Source organism: Extensimonas perlucida (assembly GCF_007655255.1).
In the GTDB taxonomy this organism is placed as follows: Bacteria; Pseudomonadota; Gammaproteobacteria; order Burkholderiales; family Burkholderiaceae_C; genus Extensimonas; species Extensimonas perlucida.
This window is the reverse complement of the sequence record NZ_VMYE01000024.1, coordinates 26,366-52,121: the sequence shown is the minus strand read 5'-3', so window position 1 is coordinate 52,121 and position 25,756 is coordinate 26,366. Positions and strand designations below refer to the sequence as shown.

29 protein-coding genes and 1 pseudogene are annotated in these 25,756 nt (G+C 64.8%); 25 read left to right on the top strand and 5 right to left on the bottom strand.

The features are described 5' to 3' along the window. The first annotated feature begins 168 nt into the window (after nucleotides 1-168). From FK527_RS15205 to FK527_RS15080, 25 genes and pseudogenes are all read left to right on the top strand, one after another. Nucleotides 169-780, top strand: a complete 612-nt coding sequence (locus FK527_RS15205; protein ID WP_023112346.1) for a TetR/AcrR family transcriptional regulator — start codon at nucleotides 169-171, stop codon at nucleotides 778-780. 135 nt (nucleotides 781-915) lie between these two features. After that, nucleotides 916-1,947, top strand: a complete 1,032-nt coding sequence (locus FK527_RS15200; protein WP_023007044.1) for an NADP-dependent oxidoreductase — start codon at nucleotides 916-918, stop codon at nucleotides 1,945-1,947. Nucleotides 1,948-1,981: 34 nt separating this feature from the next. Beyond that, complete coding sequence (locus tag FK527_RS15195; RefSeq protein WP_034030322.1) at nucleotides 1,982-2,659, top strand: type 1 glutamine amidotransferase domain-containing protein; 678 nt, start codon at nucleotides 1,982-1,984, stop codon at nucleotides 2,657-2,659. Between the two features lie 11 nt (nucleotides 2,660-2,670). Next, the gene (locus tag FK527_RS15190; protein WP_023007046.1) at nucleotides 2,671-2,976 is read left to right on the top strand and encodes a DUF1330 domain-containing protein; all 306 of its coding nucleotides are present in this window, start codon (nucleotides 2,671-2,673) and stop codon (nucleotides 2,974-2,976) included. 27 nt (nucleotides 2,977-3,003) lie between these two features. Continuing rightward, entirely contained in the window at nucleotides 3,004-3,834 is an 831-nt protein-coding gene (locus tag FK527_RS15185) for a nitroreductase family protein (RefSeq protein WP_034030325.1), read from the top strand. Between the two features lie 73 nt (nucleotides 3,835-3,907). Next, complete coding sequence (locus FK527_RS15180) at nucleotides 3,908-5,299, top strand: NAD-dependent succinate-semialdehyde dehydrogenase (RefSeq protein ID WP_058131069.1); 1,392 nt, start codon at nucleotides 3,908-3,910, stop codon at nucleotides 5,297-5,299. An 87-nt stretch (nucleotides 5,300-5,386) separates the two neighbouring features. Further along, complete coding sequence (locus FK527_RS15175) at nucleotides 5,387-6,805, top strand: coniferyl aldehyde dehydrogenase (RefSeq protein ID WP_023007049.1); 1,419 nt, start codon at nucleotides 5,387-5,389, stop codon at nucleotides 6,803-6,805. 53 nt (nucleotides 6,806-6,858) lie between these two features. After that, nucleotides 6,859-7,269 (top strand): organic hydroperoxide resistance protein, encoded by a 411-nt coding sequence (locus FK527_RS15170; protein ID WP_023007050.1) that lies wholly within the window; start codon nucleotides 6,859-6,861, stop codon nucleotides 7,267-7,269. A gap of 29 nt (nucleotides 7,270-7,298) precedes the next feature. After that, complete coding sequence (locus tag FK527_RS15165) at nucleotides 7,299-8,354, top strand: NAD(P)-dependent alcohol dehydrogenase (protein ID WP_023102505.1); 1,056 nt, start codon at nucleotides 7,299-7,301, stop codon at nucleotides 8,352-8,354. A 71-nt stretch (nucleotides 8,355-8,425) separates the two neighbouring features. Beyond that, nucleotides 8,426-9,439: a zinc-dependent alcohol dehydrogenase family protein gene (locus FK527_RS15160; RefSeq protein ID WP_023007052.1), complete on the top strand. Its 1,014-nt coding sequence runs from the start codon at nucleotides 8,426-8,428 to the stop codon at nucleotides 9,437-9,439. A gap of 103 nt (nucleotides 9,440-9,542) precedes the next feature. Beyond that, a complete protein-coding gene (locus tag FK527_RS15155; RefSeq protein WP_023112350.1) occupies nucleotides 9,543-10,127 on the top strand; it encodes a flavin reductase family protein in 585 nt (194 codons plus the stop codon). A 72-nt stretch (nucleotides 10,128-10,199) separates the two neighbouring features. Beyond that, nucleotides 10,200-11,309: an S-(hydroxymethyl)glutathione dehydrogenase/class III alcohol dehydrogenase gene (locus FK527_RS15150; protein ID WP_058131072.1), complete on the top strand. Its 1,110-nt coding sequence runs from the start codon at nucleotides 10,200-10,202 to the stop codon at nucleotides 11,307-11,309. Nucleotides 11,310-11,417: 108 nt separating this feature from the next. Next, entirely contained in the window at nucleotides 11,418-12,638 is a 1,221-nt protein-coding gene (locus tag FK527_RS15145; protein ID WP_023112352.1) for an ISL3 family transposase, read from the top strand. A 264-nt stretch (nucleotides 12,639-12,902) separates the two neighbouring features. Next, nucleotides 12,903-13,715, top strand: a complete 813-nt coding sequence (locus FK527_RS15140; RefSeq protein ID WP_034030332.1) for a hypothetical protein — start codon at nucleotides 12,903-12,905, stop codon at nucleotides 13,713-13,715. Nucleotides 13,716-13,821: 106 nt separating this feature from the next. Beyond that, nucleotides 13,822-14,175 carry a DUF3085 domain-containing protein gene (locus FK527_RS15135; protein ID WP_034030334.1) on the top strand — a complete coding sequence of 118 codons (354 nt, stop codon included), beginning with the start codon at nucleotides 13,822-13,824 and terminating at the stop codon, nucleotides 14,173-14,175. 440 nt (nucleotides 14,176-14,615) lie between these two features. Then, nucleotides 14,616-15,524, top strand: a complete 909-nt coding sequence (locus tag FK527_RS15125) for a DUF3577 domain-containing protein (RefSeq protein WP_034030336.1) — start codon at nucleotides 14,616-14,618, stop codon at nucleotides 15,522-15,524. 56 nt (nucleotides 15,525-15,580) lie between these two features. Next, nucleotides 15,581-16,270: a DUF3275 family protein gene (locus tag FK527_RS15120; RefSeq protein WP_034030338.1), complete on the top strand. Its 690-nt coding sequence runs from the start codon at nucleotides 15,581-15,583 to the stop codon at nucleotides 16,268-16,270. Nucleotides 16,271-16,365: 95 nt separating this feature from the next. Continuing rightward, nucleotides 16,366-16,707, top strand: coding sequence for a hypothetical protein (locus tag FK527_RS15115; protein ID WP_034030346.1), 342 nt, complete (start codon nucleotides 16,366-16,368; stop codon nucleotides 16,705-16,707). A gap of 105 nt (nucleotides 16,708-16,812) precedes the next feature. Continuing rightward, complete coding sequence (locus tag FK527_RS15110) at nucleotides 16,813-17,220, top strand: hypothetical protein (RefSeq protein WP_034030340.1); 408 nt, start codon at nucleotides 16,813-16,815, stop codon at nucleotides 17,218-17,220. A gap of 16 nt (nucleotides 17,221-17,236) precedes the next feature. Beyond that, nucleotides 17,237-17,497: pseudogene (locus tag FK527_RS15105) on the top strand (hypothetical protein). A 76-nt stretch (nucleotides 17,498-17,573) separates the two neighbouring features. Further along, nucleotides 17,574-18,224, top strand: a complete 651-nt coding sequence (locus FK527_RS15100; protein ID WP_034030343.1) for a hypothetical protein — start codon at nucleotides 17,574-17,576, stop codon at nucleotides 18,222-18,224. Nucleotides 18,225-18,264: 40 nt separating this feature from the next. After that, nucleotides 18,265-19,398 carry a DUF6094 domain-containing protein gene (locus FK527_RS15095; RefSeq protein WP_281287836.1) on the top strand — a complete coding sequence of 378 codons (1,134 nt, stop codon included), beginning with the start codon at nucleotides 18,265-18,267 and terminating at the stop codon, nucleotides 19,396-19,398. A gap of 50 nt (nucleotides 19,399-19,448) precedes the next feature. Continuing rightward, nucleotides 19,449-19,769 carry a hypothetical protein gene (locus FK527_RS15090; protein WP_003116818.1) on the top strand — a complete coding sequence of 107 codons (321 nt, stop codon included), beginning with the start codon at nucleotides 19,449-19,451 and terminating at the stop codon, nucleotides 19,767-19,769. Nucleotides 19,770-19,858: 89 nt separating this feature from the next. After that, nucleotides 19,859-20,164, top strand: coding sequence for a hypothetical protein (locus tag FK527_RS15085; protein WP_003116817.1), 306 nt, complete (start codon nucleotides 19,859-19,861; stop codon nucleotides 20,162-20,164). A gap of 136 nt (nucleotides 20,165-20,300) precedes the next feature. Next, the gene (locus FK527_RS15080; protein WP_013391793.1) at nucleotides 20,301-22,580 is read left to right on the top strand and encodes a helicase-related protein; all 2,280 of its coding nucleotides are present in this window, start codon (nucleotides 20,301-20,303) and stop codon (nucleotides 22,578-22,580) included. Nucleotides 22,581-22,639: 59 nt separating this feature from the next. On the opposite strand, the gene arsH is transcribed toward FK527_RS15080, so the two are convergent. Genes arsH through FK527_RS15055 form a run of 5 tightly spaced genes read right to left on the bottom strand, consistent with a single transcriptional unit; the run spans nucleotide 22,640 to nucleotide 25,698 of the window. Then, nucleotides 22,640-23,362 carry an arsenical resistance protein ArsH gene (arsH, locus tag FK527_RS15075; RefSeq protein ID WP_013391794.1) on the bottom strand — a complete coding sequence of 241 codons (723 nt, stop codon included), beginning with the start codon at nucleotides 23,360-23,362 and terminating at the stop codon, nucleotides 22,640-22,642. Continuing rightward, nucleotides 23,355-23,777 carry an arsenate reductase (glutaredoxin) gene (gene arsC, locus FK527_RS15070; protein ID WP_013391795.1) on the bottom strand — a complete coding sequence of 141 codons (423 nt, stop codon included), beginning with the start codon at nucleotides 23,775-23,777 and terminating at the stop codon, nucleotides 23,355-23,357. Before arsC ends, arsH begins: the two co-directional genes overlap by 8 nt. Nucleotides 23,778-23,793: 16 nt before the next feature. After that, nucleotides 23,794-24,870 carry an ACR3 family arsenite efflux transporter gene (gene arsB, locus FK527_RS15065; protein ID WP_013391796.1) on the bottom strand — a complete coding sequence of 359 codons (1,077 nt, stop codon included), beginning with the start codon at nucleotides 24,868-24,870 and terminating at the stop codon, nucleotides 23,794-23,796. Between the two features lie 10 nt (nucleotides 24,871-24,880). Continuing rightward, nucleotides 24,881-25,375 (bottom strand): arsenate reductase ArsC, encoded by a 495-nt coding sequence (locus FK527_RS15060; protein ID WP_013391797.1) that lies wholly within the window; start codon nucleotides 25,373-25,375, stop codon nucleotides 24,881-24,883. A gap of 2 nt (nucleotides 25,376-25,377) precedes the next feature. Next, entirely contained in the window at nucleotides 25,378-25,698 is a 321-nt protein-coding gene (locus FK527_RS15055; RefSeq protein WP_016445103.1) for an ArsR/SmtB family transcription factor, read from the bottom strand. Nucleotides 25,699-25,756 lie beyond the last annotated feature (58 nt).

Below are 25,756 nucleotides of genomic sequence, written 5' to 3'. Positions count from 1 at the left end.
CGACCCGTTGCACCTAAGCTGCTGCCTATCAGCCGCTTGTGTCGCTTCTCCCTGGCCTGCCTTCAGGCTCATTCTTCCTTGGAATCACGGGGCGGGCTTCAGGCTCATACCTCGTTGGATAAGACTGATTGTAGACGACCGGTCTAGTTTCAGGGTAAGATACAAACCATGACTAATGCCACGAACGACGTCCGCCAACATATCCTCGATACCGCCCGGATCATTATCGCGGGAAAGGGCTTCAGCGCCGTGGGCCTGAACGAGGTTCTCCAGGCTTCCGGCGTGCCGAAGGGTTCCTTCTACCATTACTTCGGCTCCAAGGAGGCCTTTGGCGAAGCGCTGCTGGAGGATTACTTCGCCGATTACCTGGCTTCGCTCGATAATCTGCTGAGTCGTCCTGATCTTTCCGCAGCACAGCGACTGATCGCCTATTTCGAGTACTGGCTGGAGACCCAGGCAGCCTGTGACCCGAAGGGCAAGTGTCTGGCGGTCAAGCTGGCTGCGGAGGTCAGCGACCTCTCCGAGGCGATGCGTTTAGTTCTTGAACAGGGCACCACGCGAGTGATCGCGCGTTTGGCCAGCGCCATCGAGGATGGCGCCAGCGACGGCTCGCTTCCGGTTGAGCTGGATGCCAGCACAACGGCGAACACGTTGTACCAGTTGTGGCTGGGCGCGAGCCTGTGCGCCAAGCTCACGCGCGACCGTGTACCCATGGAGGCCGCGCTGGCTGCTACGCAGGGCCTGCTAGGCCTGTCTTCTCATCTTCGACGCTGCGCCTGACAGACAGAAAAAAGTCCTCGTAGCTTTTTTTTTTTGCCCAAACTGTATACGACCGGCCTAATTCAATCAGATGACAAACTTTGCTTCCACGCACGCACATGAGTCCGTTTCGGCCGTCCTTTTCAGGAGTCAGCGATGACCACTGCGATCCTGCAAACCCGCATCGTACTTGCCTCACGCCCCTCGGGTGAGCCGACGCCAGACGACTTCCGGCTGGAACAGGAATCGCTGCCTGAGCCAGGCAAGGGCCAGCTCCTGCTGCGCACGCTGTACCTCTCGCTCGACCCGTATATGCGGGGGCGAATGAGCGATGCTCCGTCCTATGCTCCACCCGTAGCGCTAGGCGAGGTGATGACCGGCGGCGCGGTGAGCCGGGTGGAGGTTTCGCACGACCCGGCATTCAAGGTTGGCGACCTGGTCGTCGGCGACACGGGTTGGCAGAGCCATACGCTTTCCGACGGTCGTGGACTGGTCGTGCTCGATTCCCGGACCACGAATCCTTCGCTGGCGCTGAGCGTGCTCGGCATGCCCGGCTTCACCGCCTACCACGGCCTGCTGAACATCGGCCGGCCGCAGCCGGGCGAGACTGTGGTCGTCGCCTCCGCCATCGGCGCGGTCGGCTCGGTAGTTGGGCAGCTTGCCCGGCTAAAGGGCGCGCGCGCCATCGGCATCGCCGGCGGGCCGGAAAAATGCCGCTACGCGCGCGAAGCGTTCGGCTTCGATGTCTGCCTCGACCACCGCGCGCCCGACTTTGCCGAACAACTGGCTACCGCGACGCCGCAGGGTATCGACGTCTACTACGAGAACGTCGGCGGCACGGTGCTCGACACCGTGCTGCCGCGACTGAACGTCGGCGCCCGCGTGCCGGTGTGCGGGCTGATCGCCCACTACAACGACACCGACCTGCCACCTGGCCCGGACCGCATGCCGATGATGCTGGGGCTGGTTCTGCGCAAGCGCCTGCTGCTGCAGGGTTTCATCATCGGCGACCACTACGCCGACGGTTTCGCGGCGTTTCAGCGCGACATGGGCGCATGGGTCGCCGAGGGCAAGGTCTCGGTCCGCGAAGACTTCGTCGAGGGCCTGGAACATGCGCCCCAGGCGCTGATCGACCTGCTCGCCGGCAGGCACTTCGGCAAGGTCGTGGTACGAGTCGGCACCCCCTGAGTCTTTCACTTCGAACCTCCAAAGGAGAGCCGCTATGGCCAATATTCTCGTCATCCTCACTTCGCACGACCAACTCGGCAACACTGGCAGGAAAACCGGCTTCTGGCTGGAGGAACTGGCTGCCCCCTACTATGCCTTCCTCGATGCCGGCGCGAAGCTGACCCTGGCCTCGCCCAAGGGCGGCCAGCCGCCGCTCGACCCCAAGAGCGACGAACCCGACGCCCAGACCGAGGCGACCCGTCGCTTCCTGGCCGACGCTGACGCGGTCAAGGCCCTGGCCAACACCCGCAAGCTGGCCGAGGTCGCCATCGGCGACTTCGATGCAGTGTTCTATCCCGGCGGCCACGGCCCGCTATGGGACCTGGCTGAAGACCCGGTCTCGATCGGTCTGATCGAAGCGGCGGTCAAGGCGAACAAGCCGGTCGGAACGGTCTGCCACGCACCTGGCGTGCTGCGCCACGTCAAGGATGCCGACGGCAAGCCGCTGGTCGCCGGCAAGCAGGTGACCGGTTTCAGCAACAGCGAGGAGGCTGCGGTTGGCCTGACCGATGTGGTGCCGTTTCTGGTCGAGGACGTGCTCAAGGCCAATGGCGGTCATTACAGCAAGGGCGGCGACTGGCAGTCCCACGTGCTGACCGACGGCCTTCTGGTCACCGGCCAGAACCCTGCCTCGTCCGCCGACGCCGCCAAGGCGCTGCTCGCCCTTCTGTGAGGAGATTGAACATGTCCGCTTACGTGGTTTTCCTGCGCGAACGCACCCTCGACGCCACCGAACTTGACATCTATGCGAGGCAGGCTCCAGCCGCGCGCGAAGGACACGATCTGACGCCGCTGGCGTTCTATGGCGATTTCGAGGTGCTGGAGGGACCGGCGATCGAGGGCGGCGTGATCCTGCGCTTTTCCGACATGCAGGCCGCACGCGCCTGGTATCACAGCCCCGCTTACCAGGCAGCACGGGTGCACCGGTTCAAGGGCGCGGACTACCGCGTGCTGTTGCTTGACGGCATCGGCGCGACACCTGCGGCCTGAGTCCCCTAACACGCACAGGATTCTGGAATGACTTCCCATCAGATCGACCCAGCCTCCGCATGGCAGGCCCGCTATGGCGAGGCCGCCGCCCTGCCGCTGCCCCCTGTTCCCGCCGCGCTGGCCGCGCTGCTGGAGCACCGATCAGTGCGCGCCTACACCGATCAACCGGTCGACGACGAGGCACTTCAACTCGCCATCGCTGCCGCGCAATCAGCCTCCAGTTCGTCCAACCTGCAGCCATGGAGCGTGATCGCCGTGCGCGACCCCGCGCGGCGCGCCCGCCTGGCCGCGTTGGCCGGCGGTCAGCGCCACGTGGCCGAGGCACCGCTGTTTCTGGCCTGGGTCGCCGACTGGTCGCGGCTGCGCCGACTCGGTGCCGCGCAGGGTGCCGCGACCGACGGTATCGATTACCTGGAGAGCTACACCGTCGGAGCGGTCGACACCGCGTTAGCCGCGCAGAACGCGGCGAACGCCTTCGAAGCCCTGGGGCTGGGTATCGTCTACATCGGCGGCATGCGCAACCATCCAGAGCAGGTCGCCGCTGAACTGGGGCTGCCGCAGGACAGTTTCGTGGTGTTCGGCATGTGCGTGGGCCATCCCGATCCGGCCCGCCCGGCCGAAGTCAAGCCGCGCCTGGCACAGCCGGCGGTGCTGCATCACGAACGCTACGACGCTGCCGGCGAGGCCGCCGCGGTGGCGCACTACGACCCGCTGATGCGCCGCTTCCAGCAGGAGCAGCAGCGTGACGACCGGCCCTGGTCGCAAGTGTCGGTGCAACGCATCGGCAGCCCCGGCGCGCTGATGGGCCGCCATCGCCTGCGCGAAGCCCTGAACGCGCTCGGCTTCACCCTGCGCTGAATTCCTCGTCCGCGCTCCGGCTCTGCAGGCCGTGACGCCTTCCTCCATCCACTGTCACAAGGAATCATCGAACATGGCATACGCCACCATCAACCCCTACACCGGCGAGACCCTGAAGACCTTCCCGGACGCCACCGACGCCGAGGTGGAACAGGCCATCGCCGCTGCGCACGAAGCCTTCCTGTCCTGGCGCGAGCGCTCGTTCACCGAGCGCGGTGCCATCCTGCAGCGTGCCGCAGACCTGCTGCGCGCCAAGGCTGGCGACTACGCGAAACTGCTGACCCTGGAGATGGGCAAGATCACCGCCGAGGCACTGGCCGAGGTCGAACTTTCCGCGCGCATCTTCGAGTATTACGTGAAGAACGCCGAGGCCCTGCTGGCACCGGAGAAACTGACCGTGGCCGATCCCGCCGAGGGCGACGCGTTGCTGGTACACGAGCCGCTGGGTGTGATCCTGGCGATCGAGCCGTGGAATTTCCCCTACTACCAGATCGCCCGCATCCTGGCCCCGCAACTGGCCGCGGGCAACACGCTGCTGCTCAAGCACGCCTCCAACGTGCCGCAGAGCGCGGATGCCTTCGAGAAGCTGATGCTCGAAGCAGGCCTGCCCGCGGGCGCCTTCAAGAACCTCTATGCGGCGCGGCACCACATCGAGATCATCCTCAACGACCCGCGCGTGCACGGCGTGGCGCTGACCGGCTCGGAAGGCGCAGGCGCGGTGGTCGCCGCCCAGGCTGGCAAGGCGCTGAAGAAGTCCACGCTGGAACTCGGTGGCGCCGACGCCTTCGTGGTGCTGGCCGACGCCGAGCTGGACAAGACCGTGAAGTGGGCGGTGTTCGGCCGCCACTGGAACGCCGGCCAGGTCTGCGTGTCCTCCAAGCGCATCATCCTGGTCGAGGCCATCTACGATGAGTTCCTGCGCCGCTACACCGAGGGCGTGGCCGGGCTCAAGGCGGGCGATCCGTTCGACCCCGCTACCACCCTGGCGCCGCTGTCCTCGCAGAAGGCCGCCGACGACGTCAAGGAACAGATCCGCCAGGCCGTCGCCCACGGCGCGACCGCGACCGAGGTGGGGCCCAAGGTGCCGGCGCAAGGTGCCTTCGTGCAGCCGACGATCCTCACCGGCCTGACTCCGGACAACCCGGCCTACTACTGGGAATTCTTCGGGCCGGTATCGCTGGTCTACCGCGCCCACGACGAGGAAGAAGCGATCGCCATCGCCAACGACTCGCCGTTCGGCCTGGGCGGCTCGGTGTTCACCGCCGACGCCAAACATGGCGCCGAAGTCGCCAAGCGCATCTCCACCGGCATGGTGTTCGTCAACCACCCGACCATGGCCAAGGCCGACCTGCCGTTCGGCGGCGTACGCCGCTCTGGCTACGGCCGAGAGTTGCTCGGCCTGGGCCTCAAGGAGTTCGTCAACCACAAGCTGATCGACGTGGTCGACATCGACGCGCCGTTCTGATGCAAGCGGGCCGGCGGCACGGTACCGCCGGCCGCCGTTTCGCGTCCACGGGCGACGTTCAACGTTAACCGAACTTAGGAAACCCTCATGAGTACATCCGATCTGATCACGCGCCTGCCTGGCGTCGTCGCGGCGATGAAGCAGGCGCACCTGAGCGATGGCCCGGCGGACGCCGAACAGCGGCGGGATCGGCTCGCTCGCGCCGAACGCCTGTTGTCCGATAACCGCGCGCAGCTGGAATCGGCCATTCGCGCCGATTATGGCCACCGCAGCCCCTATCAGACACTGGCCACCGATGTGCTTGCGCCCATCAAGAGCATGCGCCACGCGCGCGAGCAACTCGAACATTGGATGCGACCCGAAGCGCAAGACGCCGGTATGCCGGGCGTGCAGGCACGCGTGGAATACCAGCCACTCGGTGTAGTAGGCATCATCAGCCCCTGGAACTTCCCGATCAACCTCTCGTTCGGGCCACTCGCAGGCGTGTTCGCCGCCGGCAACCGCGCGCTGCTCAAGCCGTCCGAACTGACGCCCCGCACCTCCGATCTGCTGGCCGAGCAGATTCCGCGCTATTTCGATGCGCTCGAATTCGGCGTCGTGCTCGGAGACGCCGAAGTCGGCGCCGCCTTCACCGCGCAACCGTTCGACCATCTCATTTACACGGGCAGCACGGCAGTGGGGCGTCTTGTGATGCGCGCCGCGTCCGAGAACCTTGTACCGGTAACGCTGGAACTTGGCGGCAAATCGCCCGTGCTCGTCGACGTGGACGCCGACATCAAGATAGTGGCCGAGCGGGTGCTCACATCCAAGACATTCAACGCCGGGCAGATCTGCATCGCCCCCGATTATGTGCTTCTGCCGCCGTCCGCACGCGAGGCGTTCATCGAGCACGCCCGCGCGTTCGTTGCGGCCACTTATCCAGATCTGGGAAGCAACACCGATTACACCGCCGTTGTCAACGATCGGCACTTCCAGCGCCTGCAGGTGTTGCTCGATGACGCCCAGGCCAAGGGAGCAACCGTCATCAGTCTTGCACCGGACGGCGAAGCAGATGCCGATCCTGCGACCCGCCTGCTGGCACCGACGCTTGTACTGGATCCCGACGATACGATGCGCGTGATGCAGGAAGAAATCTTCGGGCCGGTCCTGCCGCTGGTGAACTGCCCGGATCTTGACCATGCCATCGACTACGTCAATGCCCATCCGCGTCCGCTGGCCGCGTACTACTTCGGCAGCGACGCAACGCGTCAAAAGCGCTTCACCGAACGCACCACCTCGGGTGCAGCAGTGATCAACGACACGCTGATCCACGCTTTTATCGAGGATCTGCCGTTTGGCGGTATCGGCCCTTCCGGCATCGGCGCCTACCACGGCATCCATGGGTTCCGGCGTTTCAGCCACGCCAAGGCCGTGGTGATGCAGAGCCCGGACGGGACCTCCAGCCTGGCGCTGCGCGCGCCCTATGCCGACAAGCAGAAAGCGGTCGAGGCACAGCTGAGCGAATGATTTTTTCCTGGGCGGAGCACACCGCCCTTCGTAAACCTACGGAGCTGAATACCATGAAGATTTTCTACAAGACCCGCGCCACCGCCGTCGGCGGCCGTTCCGGCCGCACCACGCTGGACGATGGCAGCCTCGCGCTGGATATGGCCATGCCGGGGTCCGGCAAGGCTGGCGTCAACCCCGAGCAACTGTTTGCCATGGGTTACGCCGCCTGCTTCGACAACGCGCTGCCGGTGGCGGCCAAGCAACTGAAGCTGGCACCTACTGCCACCAAGACCTCGGTCGAGGTCGGCATCGGCCAGAACGCCGAGGGCGGCTACAGCCTGGACATCGACCTGTATGTGGAAGTCCAGGGCCTGAGCGAAGCCGACGCGCAGAAGCTGGTGGAAACCACCCACCAAGTCTGCCCGTACTCGAACGCCACCCGCGGCAACGTCGACGTGCGCCTGCACACCAGCGTCGCCTAAGCGACGGTAGGCCTACGAGGAGAAACACCATGACAGTAAAAGCCTATGGCACCCATGCCGCTGACACGCCGCTGGCGGCGCTCGACATTGTTCGCCGCGAGCCGGGGCCGCACGACGTCAAGATCGACATCGCCTACTGCGGCGTCTGCCATTCCGACCTGCACCAGGCCCGCAACGAGTGGGCCAACACGCTGTACCCCTGCGTGCCCGGGCACGAAATCGTCGGCCACGTTTCGGCCATCGGCAGTGCAGTGACCAAGTTCAAGATCGGCGACACGGTCGGCGTCGGCTGCCTGGTCGACAGTTGCCATCATTGCCCGGCCTGCGACGCGGGCCTGGAGCAGTATTGCGAGCACGGCCAGGTCTTCACCTACAATGGCCCGACGCATGATGCGCCCGGCCACACCCTGGGCGGCTATTCGCAGCAGATCGTAGTCAAGGACGACTTCGTCCTGAAGGTTTCGCACCCCGAGGCGCAACTGGCCGCCGTGGCGCCGCTGTTGTGCGCCGGCGTCACCACCTGGTCGCCGTTGCGCCACTGGAAGGTCGGTCCTGGCCAGAAAGTGGGCATCGTGGGTATCGGCGGGCTTGGCCACATGGGCATCAAGCTGGCACATGCCCTGGGCGCACACACCGTGGCCTTCACCACCAGCGAGAGCAAGCGCGCCGCTGCGCTGGAACTGGGCGCCGACGAAGTCATTGTCTCGCGTAACGCTGAAGAGATGGCGGCGCACGCCAACAGTTTCGACTTCATCCTCAACACGGTCGCAGCCAGCCACGACCTCGACGCCTTCACTGGCCTGCTCAAACTCGACGGCACCATGACCCTGGTCGGCGTACCCGAGCACCCGCACCCGTCGCCGAGCATCGCCAATCTCATCTTCAAGCGCCGCAGCATCGCCGGCTCGCTGATCGGCGGCATCGCCGAGACCCAGGAGATGCTCGACTTCTGCGCCGAGAAAGGCATCGTCGCCGAGATCGAGATGATCGCCATCCAGCAGATCAACGACGCCTACGAGCGCATGCTCAAGAGCGACGTGAAGTACCGCTTCGTGATCGACAGCGCGAGCCTGGCCGCCGCCTGAGGCGAAACAGCCTAACCGTTGCGGGCCGCTTCCCGGCGAGGCGGCCCGCGCGAAGCAACAGGAGATTCCAGATGAAAGCCATCGTGACACGCAGCCCCGGCGGCCTGGACTGCCTCGAACTACGCGAACTCCCCGACCCCGGCCAGCCTGGTCCAGGTCAGGTCCGTGTGAAGCTGCACGCCAGCTCGCTCAACTTCCACGATCTGCTGGTCGCCAACGGCGGCATCCCCGCCGCCGACGGACGGGTACTACTATCCGACGCCGCCGGCGTCGTCGAAGAGGTGGGCGAAGGCGTGAATGAGTTCAAGCCCGGCGACCACGTCGTCTCCGGCTTCTTTCCGCAATGGACCGACGGCCTGCCGTTCGCCGCGGTCGGCAACTTTCAGGGCACGCCGGGCGACGGCATCGACGGCTACGCCACCGAAGTCGCGGTGCGCGCAGCCGCCGACTTCACCCTGGCGCCGCGCGGCTGGAGCCACGCCGAGGCGGCGACCATCACCACCGCCGGGCTGACCGCCTGGCGCGCCCTGGTGGCCGACGGCCCGCTCAAGGCCGGCGAGAGCGTGCTGGTTCTGGGTAGCGGCGGGGTTTCGGTGGCGGCGCTGCAAATCGCAAAAGCGATGGGCGCGAGCGTGATTGCCACCTCCTCGTCGGATGAAAAGCTCGAACGTCTGCGCTCGCTCGGCGCCGACCACCTCATCAATTACCGCCGCACGCCGCAATGGGGCAAGCGGGTGCTGGAGATCACCGGCGGGCGCGGCGTCGATCACGTCGTGGAAGTCGGCGGCCCGGGCACGCTGGCACAGTCCATTCATGCGGTGCGCGTGGGCGGTCATATCGCGCTGATCGGCGTATTGACCGGCCGAGGCGGCGAGGTGCCGACTGCCGTATTGATGGCCAGGCAGGCACGCCTGCAGGGCCTGATCGTCGGCAGCCGGCGCCTGCAGCAGGAGTACGTGGCGGCGCTGGAGCAGACCGGCATCCACCCGGTGATCGACCGCAGCTTCCCGTTGGAGCAGCTTGCTGAGGCTTTCCGCTACCAGGAGAGCGGCCGCCATTTCGGCAAGGTCGTGGTGGATATCTGATCACCCAAGCCCTGTCCGTCCAGCTGCGCTGGCGGACGCGGCGCCCGGGACGCGCCCGGCTGCATACCGGACCCGGGCGTGGATATTTGAAGAGAGGAATGACATGACCGAACACGTCCTGTCGGTCGCATTGGACGATGCCTACCGGCTGATCACCCATGGTCCGACCGTCCTTGTGTCGGCCCGCCACAGTGGAGTCGACGACGTCATGGCCGCCGCCTGGGCCTGTGCGTTGGATTTTTCGCCACCCAGGCTGACCGTGGTGCTGGACAAGATCACACGAACGCGCGAACTGATTGAGGCCAGCGGTGAATTCGTCATCCAGATTCCAACTGTCGCGCAAGCGCGGCTGGTGCACGAGGTAGGCTCCCGGAGCCTGCATCAGGATCCGGACAAGCTCCAGAACTGCGGCGTGGAGCTCCTGCGCTTCGACGGCTTCGACCAACCCTTCGTGGCCGGAGCTTCGGCCTGGCTGGCGTGCCGGCTCATCCCGGAAGTGCGCAATCAGGAGACCTATGACTTGTTCATCGGCGAGGTGGTCGGCGCCTGGGCGGACGCGCGGGCGTTCAGCGATGGCCGCTGGCGCTACGAGCATGCCGACCCGGTCTGGCGCAGCTTGCATCATGTCGCCGGCGGGCATTTCTATACCATCGGCGATGCCCTGGACGTGCCTTTAACGCAACGCTAAACCTTTGGTCGCCCAGGTGGAGCGGCAACTGCCGCACCTCCGTAAAGTGCCCACCGATTACAGGAGAAAAGCATGAAGTCACGTGCTGCCGTCGCCTTCGGGCCAGGCAAACCGCTTGAAATCGTCGAGATCGACGTCGCTCCACCAAAGGCCGGTGAAGTTCTGGTCAAGATCACCCATACCGGCGTCTGCCACACCGACGCCTTCACCCTGTCGGGCGACGACCCCGAGGGCCTCTTCCCTGTCGTGCTGGGCCATGAAGGCGCCGGTATCGTGGTCCAGGTCGGCGAAGGCGTCACCAGCGTCAAGCCGGGCGACCATGTGATCCCGCTCTACACCGCCGAATGCGGCGAGTGCCTATTCTGCAAGTCGGGCAAGACCAATCTGTGTGTGGCCGTGCGCGCCACCCAGGGCAAGGGCGTGATGCCGGACGGCACCACGCGCTTTTCCTACAACGGCCAGCCGATCTATCACTACATGGGCTGCTCGACTTTCAGCGAATACACCGTCGTCGCGGAGGTTTCGCTGGCGAAAGTCAATCCGCAGGCCAATCCGGAACACGTCTGCCTGCTGGGTTGCGGCGTCACCACCGGCATCGGTGCGGTGCATAACACTGCGAAAGTGCAACCCGGCGACTCGGTCGCAGTGTTCGGCCTGGGCGGCATCGGTCTGGCGGTGATTCAGGGTGCGCGCCAGGCCAAGGCCGGGCGCATCATCGCCGTGGACACCAATCCGTCCAAGTTCGAGCTGGCACGCACCTTTGGCGCGACCGATTGCATCAATCCCAGGGATTTCGACAAGCCCATCCAGCAGGTCATCATCGAGATGACCGGCTGGGGCGTCGACCACTCCTTCGAATGCATCGGCAACGTCAACGTGATGCGCGCGGCGCTGGAGTCAGCCCATCGCGGCTGGGGTCAGTCGGTCGTTATCGGCGTGGCTGGCGCCGGACAGGAGATCAGCACCCGCCCGTTCCAGTTGGTCACTGGCCGACGCTGGCTTGGCACCGCCTTCGGCGGGGTCAAGGGCCGCTCGCAGCTGCCGGGCATGGTCGAAGACGCCATGAAGGGCGAAATCGACCTCGCGCCGTTCGTCACCCACACCATGCCCCTCGATGAGATCAACGAAGCCTTCCACCTGATGCATGAAGGCAAGTCGATCCGCAGCGTGGTGCATTACTGACCCGGAATCCCCCGGTTATTTATGGTTCTTCTCCCAACTGAGGGGAGGAAGGCACACGGCCGACCGGTCAGACTTGCTGTTCTCTAGGCAACAGACTGAGGGTCGACCGTGGCCGAGCAGGATTGTATGTCCCGGCTGGGCAGCTGGGAGGGGTATCGAGTGCGCAAGTGGCGCCATGAGTCTCGTGGACAACAGCGTTGGCTGGTGATCGAGTTGGAGCCTGCACCTGGTGCGCAGCGGCATTGCATGGGCTGTGGTCAGGCGGTGACAGCGATTCATGACCGCATGATGCGGCGCATCCGCGAGCTGCCGATATTCGATGATCAGGTGGAGCTGCACGTGCCGCGTCTGCGCTTGGCTTGCCTATCCTGCGGCCCCCGCGTGGAGCGATTGGACTGGCTTGACCGGCATTGCCGGGTGACGCGGCGGCTGGCCGAGAGCGTGGCACGGCTGTGCGCGGTGACCTCGGTACTGCATGCTGCTCGTTGGCACGGACTGGACTGGAAGACGACCAAGGCGATCGACTTGCAGACATTGGAGCGCAGGCTGGGGCCGGTGGATCTGGACGGGGTGCGGCGGATCGCGATGGACGAGTTTGCGATCCAGAAGGGCCACCGATACGCCACCGTCGTGGTGGATGTGGAGCGCAAGCGGGTGCTGTGGGTTGGCCGAGGCCGCTCACGGGCTGAGGTGAGGCCGTTCTTCGAGTTGCTTGGTCCCCAACGCTGTGCCGACATCCAGGCGGTGGCCATGGACATGAACACCGCCTATGACTTGGAAGTGCGTCAGCACTGCCCGAACGCACAGGTGGTGTACGACCTGTTCCATGTGATCTCCAAATACGGCCGCGAGGTGATCGGCCGGGTGCGGGTGGATGCGGCCAACCAACTGCGCCACGACAAGCCGGCTCGCAAGGTGGTCAAACGCTCGCACTGGCTGCTGCTGCGCAACCCGGCAAACCTGGCCGAGTCCGAACAGATCCGACTGAGCGAGGTGCTGGAAGCCAATCAGTCGCTGATGACGGTCTACGTGATGAAGGAGCAACTCAAGGCATTGTGGAACGCACCCAGCGCCTGGGCTTGGCACCGTGCCTGGAAACAATGGCTGCGCCATGCCCGGGAGAGTGCGATCCCGGCCCTGATGCACTTCGCCAAGTGCCTGCGGCCGTACTGGCGCGGCATCCTCAGCCGGGTGCGCTGGCCCATGCACACCGGTCTGCTCGAAGGCATCAACAACCGCATCAAAGTCATCAAGCGCATCGCCTACGGCTACCGCGATGACGCCTACTTCTTCCTCAAGATCCGGGCGGCATTCCCCGGAGTTGGGTGAAGAACCTTTTTCTTGCCCACGGATCAGGAAAGTGGGTACGGCGCGGTGCTGTTTCCTGCAGGCAATCCGCCCATTCCGGGGCCATCTTTGCCCCATGTTCGTCGGCGTCGCCGACACATGCCCAGGCAGCCAAGACCTTCGAGGTTGCAAGTACGGGAGACCGTGCTGGTCGTTTCTTCCTACGGACGCACCGCGTCCATCCACCCACAAGGGACCTCTCCCTTGTGGGCGGGGAATCCCTTGTTCTTTCCCAAGGAGATTCCCATGGACCGTTCCCTCATCAAGACCATGATGCCCTCGCTCGTCGCCGGCCATGTGCCCCGCAACGTGCGGTCGTTCAAGTACCGCGTGTTCGATGACCAGCCGCAGTCCTCGACGCTGGGCTTCGCCATCGATCCCCAACCCTTCGACGGCAAGGTGGTCGCGGCCAACGACGACGCCATCGTCGTCAAGCTCAAGCCCAGCGAGTTCGCGGTGCTCGATCCCAACCTGGTCACCACCGTTCCCAGCGAGGGCGCCAAGGTGCATGTCCAGCCCTACGCACGGCGCCGTTTCGACGGCCTGCGCGCGGACACGCCGGAAGAGCGCACCGAGTACACGTCGGATGGCAGACCCTACACCATCAAGACGCACATCCTCGGCTCCGCGCCGGCCAAGCTGCCCGTCCCTGTGCCGCAGTGCATGGAACTGGGCCAGCTCATCCAGCAGTTGGAGGAAATGCCGGCACCCGACGGGTTCCGGCGTATCACCCACATGCTGGTCGACGCGGGCGCCCGCGACTTCACCTGGGTCGATCCCAAACCGTCCAAGATCATCGAGACGCCTCCGGCGATCGGCTTCACGGTCTCGACCGCGAAGTTCCAGGGCCAGGTGACGATCCTCTACGACCGCGGCGGCGACACCTACGTGGTGGAGCTGCATCGGGATGGCGAACTGGTCGATCGGCATGACGAGGTGTATTTCGACATGCTCGGCGAAGTGCTGGAGAGACTCATCGACGACGGGAACTGGCGCCGGATCGACGTGAGCGTGATCGACGCCAAGGCTTCCCGGCGACGCCAGGCGGTGCCGGCATGATGTCCCGGGCGAAGTTCGCAGCCTGACGACAACTTGCCCCCACAGGCCTTCCATCCGTTCGGGTGGAGGGCCTTTTTCTTTCTCATCCCCACAGGAGATTTCAACCATGTCACTGCGATTCAGAGGCACCGATCTGCGACCCGTACTGGCCGAGGCCGTCGCCAACCAATGCCGCGTCGTCCTCGCCAAGGATCAGGGCGTGTACTTCCTCGCCGAGCGCGCCGAGCGCCGCCCGGACGGCCGCGTGAAGCTGCTGGCGTATGCCGTCGGCTGCAACCCGGATACCGACCCGTTCGATGACTGGTGGGAACTGACGCGCGCCGAGTTGGGCGGCGACGACTTCGGCGAGTTCTTCGACCCGAAGGAAGGCGTCTTCGCACGCATCCTGCACGGCACGGACGACCTGATGCTGTCCGCCACCGCCACGCACCTGTCGCTGGAGGTGGTCCCATCGGCTTAGCGCGGCAACCACCGCACGGCCCTTGTAGCCCCCCGCATAGGGGGCTTCTTTTTTTCCGCGTCACGGAGACGCCCGACGAAGGCGATGCCAGTCTGCGTGCCGTCGGCTGGCGCCTGATCGGCATGCGCGGCGGCGGCGCATGGCGTGGACAAAGGGAAACGCCCGGGTGCCGATTGATTGCTGTCACGCGCGCGAGCCCCGGACATGCTGACCCCATGCCTGCTGACGTTGTCAGCGACATGCCAGGCAACCATCGGTCTTCGAGGTTGCGGCGCAGTTCCCGCTGCGTGACCGAGCCAGCTCGCACCGCATCCGTCCGCGAGCGGCCACCAGTCCCTGGTGGCGGATGCTTTCGCCTTATCAACCCACCGCGGGGTTACGCACCTTTCCCCGCATGCGTGGGCCTGGTGTGTCTCCGCTTCTTCGAATGGAGATTCACCATGAACACCACGTCCAACGAGAAATCGTATTTCGACCTCCACACCTCGGGCATCGGCTACATCCAGCGTGCCCATGAAGTGCCCGTCCGGGGCGGCCGCCGCGCGCAGCCGTTCCTCGCATGCACTGTCGCAGCACTGGTCGGCCCCGCCAGGGACCCCAGCTATCGCTACTTCGACGTCAAGGTCTCGGGTGCCGAGGCCAAGAAGCTCGTTCAGCGCTGCATCGGCGTTGACGATCCCAAGCAACGCCCGCTGGTGCGTTTCCGCCTCGGCGACCTCTGGGGCGATGCGTACATCCGCGACAAGGGCGAGCACGCCGGCAAGCCGGCCGCCAGCCTCAAAGCTCGACTGCTCAAGGCCGAGCCGCTCGACCGGGCCGAGCTGGCTTCGATCGAGCAGCACGAGTTGATGACCCGCGGCATCGGCTACCTCAGCCGCGTCAAGGACGTCACCCCCAAGGATGGCGATCCCTTCCTGTCAAGCACCATTGCCGCACTGGCAGGCCCCGTCGATGAGCCTGAGTATCGGTACTTCGACACCATCGTCGCCACTCCTGAAACCGAGCACTTGGTTCGCCGGTGCATCCAGGCCATCGAGGGGGATCGCAAGGTACTGATCGCCTTCCGTATGAACGACATGCGAATCGACCCGTACATCCGCACCAAGGGCGAGCGCGCCGGGGAACCGGGAGCGAGCCTGGAATCGACGCTGGTCCACATCGGTCTGATCAAGATCGACGGCACCCAGGTCTATCCGACGAGCCAGGCGCAAGCCGACGCACCGCAGGCCGAGGACGCACCCGCGCCCGAAGCCGAGGTTGCCGCCGACACCGCTGCCGATCAGCCTGCCGAGCGCGAGCCGGAAGGTGAAGTCGAGGAGCAGGAGCCGGCACTGGCTGCTTCGTTCTGATCCGGCATGGCCCCTCGCGGGGCCTTGCCTTTTCCTATTTCCCAAGGAGAACCATCATGGCAGCCACATCGGCACCCACGAGATCAGTCCTGCCCATCGTCATCCCGGGCCAGCTCACGTTGCGGACCATCCGCGGCAAGAACGGTCCGTTCACGGTCGGTCGCCTTTCCACCCCCATCGGCGAATTCGCGGTCAAGGACGCGGAGCTGGAGCAGTACCCCGAAGGCAAGTACGACGGGGAATTCGTCATTCGCTACATCTTCGCGAAGTCCTATCCAGTCGCGGGCGGCGCGCGGTTTGAAGTCCGCGCCAACCTCGACGGAATGACGCTCAATGGCATCGACAAGTTGAGCCGTGACGAGGCCCGCAGCTTCGCCACCCAGGAAGTCGATCCGCTCGATGAAGAGCTGGGGACACAGCCTGCGGCAACGCCGGCCAAGCCCGCCAAGACGTCCAAACCCACCAAGCCCGCACCTGTGCAGGCGTTGGCGGACCCGCTGGTCGATACCACGCCCTTCGGGGTAGATGCACCGGCGCCCGCTGCGGCGGCTGCTCCTGGCAGCACCGAAGATGGTGACGCTACTCTGTTCGGCCTGCTGTGGCCGCTGGGCGAGTCCGTGAAACTGGATTCGACCATCGACCGACGCGCTTTGCGCGCGCAGATCTCCCGCCTGGGCGAACTGGGCTACGCGCTGGACTTCAAGACGCAGGAGTGGAGCCGTCAGGCCGAACCACAACCTGCGTGATCGCAGACGCCGCATCCGCGGTGTTCTTCATCCACCCGCCGGGGTCCCTTTCCCCATGCGGGCGAGGCCCCGGCTTTCTTCTGGAGGTCTCCATCATGTCCATCATCGCTTGCGATACCCCCCGTTCCGCGCTGGACAAAACCGCGTGGCGCGCCGTGTGCAAGACGGCCGCCGAGCATGCCCAGCGTGGTTGCGGCCTGTCCTGGGGCCATTGGGTCACGCTCTTCAGTTCGGAAATCGACACGCAAGCCAGTCGATTGCCGGAAGACCAGCGCGCTCAGGCCCTGGAAATTGCCGCCCAGGAATGGGACTACGCAACACCTGCCGAGCGGCAGGAAACCCAGGACTGGAATGCCAAGCACGGCTATTGCTCGCACGGCATTGAGTTCGGCTACTGCCCGGCCGGTTGTGATCGAGACGATGACGACTGGGACTGAGGACAAGTCATAGGTTCCTTCGCCGCACCTGCGGCATTCCATCACCCGCTGGGGGTTCTTCCCCTGCGGGGAGGCCTCCGGCTCTATTTTTTCAGGAGGCCTCCCATGGGCTGGTATTTCTCTCACCAATCGCGATCCGAATTGATCGCGGAACTGATCGAACCGCAGGAGACCGAGCGCGTCAGCGCGAAGGTCATCGCCCACGCGCTGCGCGGCAATGTACTGTGGTCCGTGGTCGAAATGACCGCCAAGGTCGAGGGTGTGCATCGTGATCTCGCGCCGGGCCAGTCCCTGCGCACCATCCGCTGCGATCTGCTGGAACGCAGCGGCAACCAGTGGGGCTACAAGCCGCTGGAAGAGTCCATGCACCCGTACTACTACTCGTGCCCGCTGTCCTATCTGGACCTCGCACCGGAGCAGTCCGCCGACTGGCGTGCAGGCGTTCGCGCCTACCACGCACGGCGGCGCACACCCACGGCTGTCACGGCTCCCGCCTCGACGCTGATGGCCTGAGCCAGGAGGAACCAACATGGACCCGATCCTGGCTGCGCTCCCGCCCTCGCTGCTGGCACTCGTTGAAGGAAGTTTGTCCAACGACGAAGTGTCCTCCGACGAGGAGATGCTGGAGTACTTCATCAGCAACGGCCTCGCCGAGGAACAGGCACGGTAGGCACTGACTTACCGCGACCAGTACCTCAACAACATCTACCTGGACGGCTTCACGCCGATCACGGCGGTGGACGAGGCGCTTCACTTCAACCCGCACACCCGGCAGTTCGAGCCGGACTGAGCGTTTTTCTTCGACCCCCTGGGGCAGTACTTGCCCCAGCGGGCGGTGCTGTTCCCGTTAATCCGAGGACACCACCATGCTCGCAAACACTTCTTCCACCACGCTGTACCGCATCGACGAATGCCCGGACGTGATGGCCGACGCTTGCGTCGGCGATGACCAGGGCAACCTGATCTTCCTGTCCATCTGGGCGCGCGACACCGCCGTCCAGCAGTTCCTGGCTCGCCTGACCCTCGGGCGCGACGAGCAGGGACTGGACCAGTTCCACCTCATCACCGACCAGGGCGGCAGCGTCCCGGTGTTCGTCGGCAACGTCGATCGCCTGGAAAAGCGCATGACCCGCACCTACCGGCGAACGCTGTTCGGTTCGCTGTCCAACGTGTGGCTGTTCGACCGGCGCTGCGTCAAGCCCGACAAAGCCAACGCCAGCGCACTGGCATTGCTCCCACAGGGCAGCGCCCACCGGCTTGACCGCCTGTGGATGCTGGTGCGCGACACCTGCCCGTTGCCGTTGCTCGACCATTGGCGCGAGACCGTGCTGGAACTGCTGCAAAGCCGCGAGATGCTGGCCCGCCTTCCGTTCGCCCTCGGGCCGCTGGAAGGCCATCGGCTCGCCATCGACGTGCCGGCGCTGACCTTGGCGCTGGGTTCCCTGATCCGCAGTGACGTGCTCACCGCCTATCCCTATCCGGCCACGATCTGGACGCCGGAAGTGGTAGCGGCCTGACCCACCCACGGAGGCACGCCTTGGCGTGCTTCCGTGTTTCATCCCCGCCAACCAGGAGACTTCCATGGCCCTCATGTTCCCGCGGCTCGCCCGCAATTTCGGGAAAAACGGGTACTTCCCGACCGATGAACCCACGCTCGAAAGAGCCCTCAACGCACTGATGCCCAGCGATGGGCCGATGTGCATCCTCGATCCCTGCGCAGGCGAAGGCGTGGCGATCGCCGAAGCCGCCCACGCCCTCGGGCGCGAGCAGGCCAAGGCGTTCGCAGTCGAGTTCGACGCCGAGCGGGCACGCCATGCCCGCGGCCTGGTCGATCACTGCCTGCACGCGGACCTGATGGATACGATGGTCTCCAAGCAGTCCTTCGGGTTGCTCTGGCTGAATCCACCGTATGGCGACCTGTCCAAGGACGTCAACGGCAACATCGGATACCAGGGCCAGGGCCGTGCCCGCCTCGAAAAGCTGTTCTATCAGCGTTCGCTGTCGCTGTTGCAGTACGGCGGCGTGCTGGTTTTCATCGTCCCCGGCTACGTGCTCGACGCGGAATTGGTCGGTTGGTTGACACGCCACTACACGGACCTGCGGATCTACCGAGCGGTGGAAACGCAGTTCAAGCAGGTGGTGATCTTCGGCCGTAGGGTGCGCCAGCGCGAACTGGTACCCGATGGCGTCAAGGCCATGCGCAATCTGCTGCTGCAGGTTGGGCAAGGCGAGATCGAAGCCGAGGAGCTGCCGAGCGATTGGCCGTTCCTGCCGTACATCGTCCCCGCCAGTCCGGCCGAGCCGGAGCATTTCTTCCGCGTGACGATGGAGCCCGAGCAGTTCGCCGACGAGGTTGGCAGGCTGCAAGGCCTCTGGCCGTCGCTGGACACGCACCTGGGGGCCGCGCAGCAGTCGCTGCGTCCTCCGGCGCGGGCCTTGTCCCACTGGCATCTCGCCCTGGCTCTGGCCGCGGGTGCGATCTCGGGGGTTGTGCGCTCCAAGACCGGGCGCGTGCTCGTCGTCAAAGGTGACACCCACAAGGACAAGACGCTCCAGCGGGAGTTCACCGAACGCGAAGACGGCTCCATCGCCGAGACCCGCATCCTCACCGACAAGTTCGTTCCCGTCATCCGCGCGTGGGACATGACACCTGGCTCCGCGACACGGGGCGAGGTGTTGACCATTCGCTGATCCACCGGACGCGCTGCCGTCCTGCTGTACCAACTCGAAGGAGAAACACCATGATCCCCAATCCGTTCAAGCGGCCTGCGCCGCACAAGCAACCGTTGTTCGCACCGAGTACGTTGAAGTTGAGCGAGAAGGTGCATTGGCTGGCCCGGCGAGGCCTGATCGACCCCTTGGCCTATGTCCAGCGCCATGTGCGCGGGGACTGGGGCGAGATCGATGAGGCCACACGCCAAGCCAACGACGTGGCGATCCAACAGGACAACCTAATGATCTCGCAGTTCAGGATCACGCCGGACCTGGCGCTGATCGTCAAGACCAGCGAGGACCACCAGACCACGGTGGTCCAGCTTCCCGAAGAGCGGGACCTGATCTGAGGCCCCACATCGTCATCCTCATCCACCTGACGGAGCCACTTCACTCCGGCAGGGGTGTCGTGGCTCAATGACTCATCAAGGAGGAGCCCATGGCATCGCATCGCATCGAAACCTACTGCCAGCGGCTGGCGTTCCCCATCGGGGCGCTCATCTTCAGCAGAGGTGTAGACCGCCTGGTCCGCGCGGGTCGCCTGGACCCGATCCCGTACTTCAGGCGCCACACCCGTGGCGACTGGGGCGACGTCAACATCCAGCAATGGCAGACGAACAGCAGCGCGCTTCAATCGGGCGCGTCGCTGGAATCGCACTACGTGATCCATCCGGGGCTCGCCATTCGCATCGTCACCGATTCGCAGCGCTGCGCAACCGTCATCGTGCTTCCGTCCGAAGACTGAGCACGGTTCACCTGCGGGCCGCCCAGGCCAGCACCTTCAACCACCCTCAGCCACGCGTCGATTCTCTTCCCACCACGGGGCATGCCATTGCCCCGCTGGGGGTGGTGCATGCCCCATTTTTCTTTGGAGCATCACCATGTCCCTCGATCTCGAAACCACTGCCGCTGAATCCGCGCCCGTACAGGGCGAACTGCTCGACGCGGAATCTTCCCCTCTGACCCTGAGCCTTCAGGATTTTGTCGGCGAGTTCGGCGACGAACTACTCGACGCCCTCAACAGCGCTAATCCGCCGGTCTATACCGGCCAACCGCAGGCGCACCGGCAACTGGTGGTCGCCAGCCTCAAGCGCAAGCTGTTCCCAGCCCAGGCCGAAGTCGTCCACGCCGCCGCCGAGCTGCTGATCGACCGTGGCGAACGTGCTGCGATCGTCAATGGCGAGATGGGCTGCGGCAAGACGACCGTCGGCATTGCCACGGCCGCCGTGCTCAACGCCGAAGGCTATCGCCGCACTCTGGTGCTGTCGCCGCCCCACCTGGTTTACAAGTGGCGGCGCGAGATCCAGGAGACGGTGGCCGGTGCCAAGGTGTGGGTACTCAACGGGCCGGATACGCTCGTCAAGCTCATCAAGCTGCGCGAGCAGTTGGGCGTGCAGCCCACGGGCCAGGAGTTCTTCGTCCTGGGGCGCGTCAGGATGCGGATGGGCTTTCACTGGAAGCCTGTCTTCACCACGCGGCGCACCCGCCACGGCGACGTGGCGGCCTGCCCGGACTGCGGCACGGTCATCACCGACCTCGACGGCGAGCCGGTCAACCCGATCGCGCTCCAAGCCGAGGAGTGCCGCAGGAAGTGCGGCCACTGCGCCGCGCCCCTGTGGACACTGATCCGCCCGCGCAGTCTGTCCGGCAGCGACCAGTCCTCGGCCGTGCTCAAAGCCTTAAAGCGCATACCGACCATCGGAGAGGTCACCGCGCAGAAGCTGATGCAAAAGTTCGGTGACGGGTTCCTGGCGTCGATGCTCGGCGACAACATCCATGAGTTCATCAACCTCATGGATGGCAACGGCGAGCTGGTGTTTTCCGACCGTCAGGCCACGCGCATGGAACGTGCGATGGCCAACATGGAGTTCGGCTTTGGCGAGGGCGGCTATCAGCCGTCCGAGTTCATCAAACGCTACCTGCCGCAAGGCACGTTCGACCTGCTCATCGCCGATGAGGCACATGAGTACAAGAACGGGGGCAGTGCCCAGGGCCAGGCCATGGGCGTGCTGGCGGCGAAGGCTCGCAAGACCTTGCTGCTGACCGGCACGTTGATGGGCGGCTACGGGGACGACCTGTTCCACCTGCTGTTCCGAGCCCTTCCGGGGCGGATGATCGAAGACGGCTACCGCCCGACCACGAGCGGCAGCATGACCTCGGCTGCGATGGCGTTCATGCGCGATCACGGGGTGTTGAAGGACATCTACTCCGAGAGCACCGGCACGGCGCACAAGACGGCCAAGGGCACCAAGGTATCGGTGCGCACGGTCAAGGCCCCGGGGTTTGGCCCCAAGGGCGTGCTGCGCTGCATCCTGCCGTTCACGATCTTTCTCAAGCTCAAGGACATCGGTGGCAACGTCCTGCCGCCGTATGACGAGGAGTTCCGTGAAGTCGCGATGGACACGGCGCAAGCCGCGGCCTACCGCGATCTGGCGGGTCGGCTGACCGCGGAGCTGAAACAGGCTCTGGCGCGACGCGATACGACCTTGCTGGGTGTGGTCCTCAACGTGCTGCTGGCCTGGCCGGATTGCTGCTTCCGGTCGGAGACCGTGGTGCATCCGCGCACGCGCAACACCTTGGCGTTTGTCCCGGCTCAGTTCAACGAGTTCGAGATCAGCCCCAAGGAGCGTGAGCTGATCGACATCTGCAAAGCGGAGAAGGCGCAGGGCCGCAAGGTTCTGGCCTACACGGTCTATACCGGCACGCGGGACACCACGTCGCGCCTGAAGGTGCTGCTGGAGCAAGAAGGCTTCAAGGTGGCGGTGCTGCGCGCAAGCGTGGATGCCAGCCGCCGCGAAGACTGGATCGCTGAGCAACTGGATCGTGGCATCGACGTGCTCATCACCAATCCCGAGCTGGTCAAGACGGGATTGGACTTGCTGGAGTTTCCGACGATCGTGTTCATGCAGTCGGGCTACAACGTGTACTCGCTCCAGCAGGCGGCACGCCGCTCCTGGCGCATCGGGCAGAAGTTGCCGGTGCGCGTGATCTACCTCGGCTACGCCGGTTCTTCGCAGATGACCTGCCTGGAACTGATGGCCAAGAAGATCATGGTCTCGCAGTCCACCTCGGGCGACGTGCCCGAATCGGGGCTGGATGTCCTGAACCAGGATGGTGATTCCGTCGAGGTCGCACTGGCCCGGCAACTGGTCGCCGCCTGAACTTCACGCAATGCCGACGACCGAGAGGTCGTCGGCTCTTTTTTCAGCGCCTCGCAGCGTCAAATTGCACCTTGCCGTACACGCCTGGACAGTGATTCAGCGCTTTCCTTGCGCTCGCTGTAACGATCCACCAGATACGGCGCCACGTCGCGCGTGAGCAGCGTGAACTTCATCAGTTCTTCCATCACGTCCACCACGCGGTCGTAGTAGGCCGAGGGCTTCATGCGTCCGGCCTCGTCGAACTCCTGGTACGCCTTGGCGACCGAGGACTGGTTCGGGATGGTCAGCATCCGCATCCAGCGGCCCAGCACGCGCATCTGGTTGACGGCGTTGAACGACTGCGAGCCGCCCGATACCTGCATCACCGCCAGCGTCTTGCCCTGGGTCGGGCGCACCGCGCCGACCGACAGCGGAATCCAGTCGATTTGGGTCTTCATCAGGCCGGTCATCGCGCCGTGGCGCTCCGGCGAACTCCACACCATGCCCTCGGCCCATTGCACCAGTTCGTGCAGTTCCTTGACCTTCGGGTGATCGGCCGGCGCATCGTCCACCAGAGGCAGCCCGGACGGATTGAACAATCGGGTCTCGCCGCCCAGCGCCCGCAAGATGCGTGCGGCTTCTTCGGCTGCGAGGCGGCTGAACGAGCGTTCGCGCAGCGAACCATAGAGCAGCAGGAAGCGCGGCGCGTGCGTGGCCCGTGCCGGCGCGAACAGATGTTCGGTGTCCGGTTGCTGGAACAGCGCCGTGTCGATGTTCGGCAGGTCGAGACGAGATTCAGACACGGCGGCCGTCCTGATCGACCACCGGCTCGCCGTCTTCCTTGTTGAACGCGCCGCGCTGCGGCTGCGGCAGCAGGTCGAGCACGGCTTCCGAAGGCCGGCACAGGCGCGTGCCTAGCGGCGTGACCACGATAGGCCGGTTGATGAGGATGGGATGCTGGAGCATGAAGCCGATCAGGTCGTCGTCGCTCCACTTCGGGTTGCCCAGGTCGAGGTCGGCATAGGGCGTGCCTTTCTCGCGCAGCACGTCTCGCACCGGCACGCCCATCGCCGCGATCAGCGCCTGGAGCGTGTCGCGGTCGGGCGGCGTTTTCAGGTACTCGATGATGGTCGGTTCCTCGCCGCTGTTGCGGATCAGGCCCAGCACGTTGCGCGAGGTGCCGCAGGCTGGGTTGTGGTAGATCGTGATGGTGCTCATGGATGCCTCTTGGAGGTTACGAAGTGGTCGCGCGGCGTTCGTACCAGCCGCGTGAGCGATTGACCACGCGCACCACCAGCAGCATGACCGGCACCTCGATGAGCACGCCGACCACTGTTGCGAGTGCTGCGCCGGAATGGAAGCCGAACAGGCTGATGGCGGCGGCCACGGCCAGCTCGAAGAAGTTGCTGGCACCAATCAACGCGGATGGCCCAGCGACGCAGTGCTTTTCGCCCACCTGGCGGTTGAGCCAGTACGCCAGACCGGAATTGAAGAACACCTGGATCAGGATCGGCACCGCCAGCATGGCGATCACCAGCGGCTGCCGGATGATGGCCTCGCCCTGGAAGGCGAACAGCAGCACCAGCGTCAGCAACAGCGCGGCGATGGACAATGGGCCGATGCGTTCCAGTGCCCTGTCGAACACGGCCTGCCCCTTGCGCAGCAGCGCCCGGCGCCAGAGCTGGGCCAGGATGACCGGAATGACGATGTACAAACCCACCGACACCAGCAAGGTGTCCCACGGCACCGTGATCGACGACAGGCCCAGCAGCAGGCCGACGATGGGTGCGAAGGCGAACACCATGATGGTGTCGTTCAAGGCCACTTGCGACAGCGTAAATACCGGATCACCGCCAGTCAGCCGACTCCAAACGAAAACCATTGCGGTACACGGTGCAGCAGCCAGCAGGATCAGGCCGGCGATATAGCTGTCGAGCTGATCGGCGGGCAGCCAGTCGGCAAAGACGTGGCGGATGAAGATCCACGCCAGCAACGCCATTGAGAACGGCTTGACGGCCCAATTGATGAACAGCGTGACCCCCATGCCCCGCCAATGCTGGCGCACCTGGCCAAGCGCGGCGAAGTCCACCTTCAGCAGCATGGGGATGATCATTACCCAGATCAGCAGGCCGACCGGCAGGTTGACCTTGGCAATCTCCATGCGGCCGATGGCCTGGAATGCGGCGGGCGCGAACTGGCCCAGAGCGATCCCCGCGATGATGCACACCGCCACCCATAGCGTCAGGTAACGCTCAAAGCCGCTCATGGCGGAGTTTGCTGGCGCGGGGCCGGCAGTATCGGTTGCGCTCATCGGGCGGGCCTCACTGGCGGCCGATGTCGCGCAGTTCACGCTGCAACGACATGGCATCGAGACTCTTGATCGGAAGCGACAGGAACAACTCGATACGTCGGCGCAGCGTCATGGCGGTATCGAAGAACGCCTTGCTTTGTCGTTCCAGGGTGCCTTCCACGGCTGCCGGGTCAGGCACGCCCCAATGCGCCGACACCGGCTTGCCCGGCCACAGCGGACACGCCTCGCCGGCTGCGTTGTCGCAGACGGTGAAGATGAAATCGAACACCGGCGCATCGGGCTTCACGAACTCGTCCCAGCTCTTGCTGCGGTAGCCCGTTGTCGGAAGGTGCAGCCGCTCCAGCGTGGCGAGTGCCAGCGGGTGAACTTCGCCTTTCGGATGGCTACCTGCCGACCAGGCGTGAAACCGCCCTTGGCCCATGTCGTTGAGGATGCCTTCGGCGAGGATGGAGCGGGCCGAATTGCCCGTACAGATGAACAAGGCGTTGTAAGTGGTATCGGTCATGGTCAGCAGCAGGTCTTGGATGGAGAAACCTCGCATACGCCACCTTGGCAGCAATGCTCGGTCAGGTAACCGATCAGACCGTCCATGCGGCCGTACTCGGCGCGATAAATCAGGTTGCGGCCCTGCTGCTCGATGCTGACGAGGCCAGCATGGGCCAGTTCCTTCAAGTGGAAGGACAAGGTGTTGCGGGCCACGTCGAGCTGGTCAGCTAGCGTGCTCGGCGTCAGTCCGCCCGGGCCAGCAACGACCAAGGCGCGGAACACGCGCAGGCGCTGGGTGTGAGCCAGGGCGTTTAAGGCGGAAATGGCTTGATCCTCTTTCATGATTCGATAATACAACATTTATAGAATTAATGTGCAAACCACAGTTGGATTTGCGGGT